Origin of the sequence: Streptomyces sp. NPDC060232, assembly GCF_042726555.1 — a bacterium.
Lineage (GTDB): Bacteria > Actinomycetota > Actinomycetes > Streptomycetales > Streptomycetaceae > Streptomyces.
Genome location: NZ_JBHXAG010000051.1, coordinates 2,501 through 4,000, shown reverse-complemented (window position 1 = coordinate 4,000; position 1,500 = coordinate 2,501). Strand labels below are relative to the sequence as shown.

General features: G+C 51.2%; 6 tRNA genes and 1 rRNA gene (1 of these 7 running past the window's edge). All 7 read left to right on the top strand.

The window, feature by feature from the left end:
* Positions 1-43: 43 nt before the first annotated feature.
* A tRNA-Gln gene (locus tag ACFWFZ_RS34345) sits at positions 44-115 on the top strand.
* A 53-nt stretch (positions 116-168) separates the two neighbouring features.
* Positions 169-243: transfer RNA gene (locus tag ACFWFZ_RS34340), tRNA-Gly, on the top strand.
* Between the two features lie 14 nt (positions 244-257).
* Positions 258-343: transfer RNA gene (locus ACFWFZ_RS34335), tRNA-Leu, on the top strand.
* A gap of 9 nt (positions 344-352) precedes the next feature.
* Positions 353-429 (top strand) — tRNA-Arg (locus ACFWFZ_RS34330).
* A gap of 16 nt (positions 430-445) precedes the next feature.
* Positions 446-522: transfer RNA gene (locus ACFWFZ_RS34325), tRNA-Pro, on the top strand.
* A gap of 8 nt (positions 523-530) precedes the next feature.
* Positions 531-606 (top strand) — tRNA-Ala (locus tag ACFWFZ_RS34320).
* A gap of 81 nt (positions 607-687) precedes the next feature.
* Positions 688-1,500 (top strand): 23S ribosomal RNA (locus ACFWFZ_RS34315); it runs 2,117 nt beyond the window's last position.

Here is a 1,500-nt window from a genome sequence, read left to right as displayed (position 1 = left end):
GCACTCGTGGGTTCGATTCCCATCAATCGCCCCATTTTATCATTGGGCTATAGCCAAGCGGTAAGGCAACGGACTTTGACTCCGTCATGCGTTGGTTCGAATCCAGCTAGCCCAGTTGCATTTTTTAAAAAACAACAGCATAAGATGTATTAAGTTCTTTTACATGTTGCGGAAGTAGTTCAGTGGTAGAACATCACCTTGCCAAGGTGGGGGTCGCGGGTTCGAATCCCGTCTTCCGCTCCAACTATACCATCCACGCCGGGGTGGTGGAATTGGCAGACACACAGGACTTAAAATCCTGCGGTAGGTGACTACCGTGCCGGTTCAAGTCCGGCCCTCGGCATTAAGTTTTGCGCCCGTAGCTCAATTGGATAGAGCGTTTGACTACGGATCAAAAGGTTAGGGGTTCGACTCCTCTCGGGCGCGCCATAATATATTTGAAAATCGGGAAGTAGCTCAGCTTGGTAGAGCACATGGTTTGGGACCATGGGGTCGCAGGTTCGAATCCTGTCTTCCCGACCATTTTTTATGGGGCCTTAGCTCAGCTGGGAGAGCGCCTGCTTTGCACGCAGGAGGTCAGCGGTTCGATCCCGCTAGGCTCCACCAACGTGTTCTTTGAAAACTAGATAACAGTAGACATCACATTCAATTAGTAATACAAGATATCACATAGTGATTCTTTTTAACGGTTAAGTTAGAAAGGGCGCACGGTGGATGCCTTGGCACTAGGAGCCGATGAAGGACGGGACGAACACCGATATGCTTCGGGGAGCTGTAAGCAAGCTTTGATCCGGAGATTTCCGAATGGGGAAACCCACCACTCGTAATGGAGTGGTATCCATATCTGAATACATAGGATATGAGAAGGCAGACCCGGGGAACTGAAACATCTAAGTACCCGGAGGAAGAGAAAGCAAATGCGATTCCCTGAGTAGCGGCGAGCGAAACGGGATTAGCCCAAACCAAGAGGCTTGCCTCTTGGGGTTGTAGGACACTCTGTACGGAGTTACAAAGGAACGAGGTAGATGAAGAGGTCTGGAAAGGCCCGCCATAGGAGGTAACAGCCCTGTAGTCAAAACTTCGTTCTCTCCTGAGTGGATCCTGAGTACGGCGGAACACGTGAAATTCCGTCGGAATCCGGGAGGACCATCTCCCAAGGCTAAATACTCCCTAGTGACCGATAGTGAACCAGTACCGTGAGGGAAAGGTGAAAAGCACCCCGGAAGGGGAGTGAAAGAGATCCTGAAACCGTGTGCCTACAAGTAGTCAGAGCCCGTTAACGGGTGATGGCGTGCCTTTTGTAGAATGAACCGGCGAGTTACGATCCCGTGCAAGGTTAAGCAGAAGATGCGGAGCCGCAGCGAAAGCGAGTCTGAATAGGGCGAATTGAGTACGTGGTCGTAGACCCGAAACCAGGTGATCTACCCATGTCCAGGGTGAAGTTCAGGTAACACTGAATGGAGGCCCGAACCCACGCACGTTGAAAAGTGCGGGGATGAG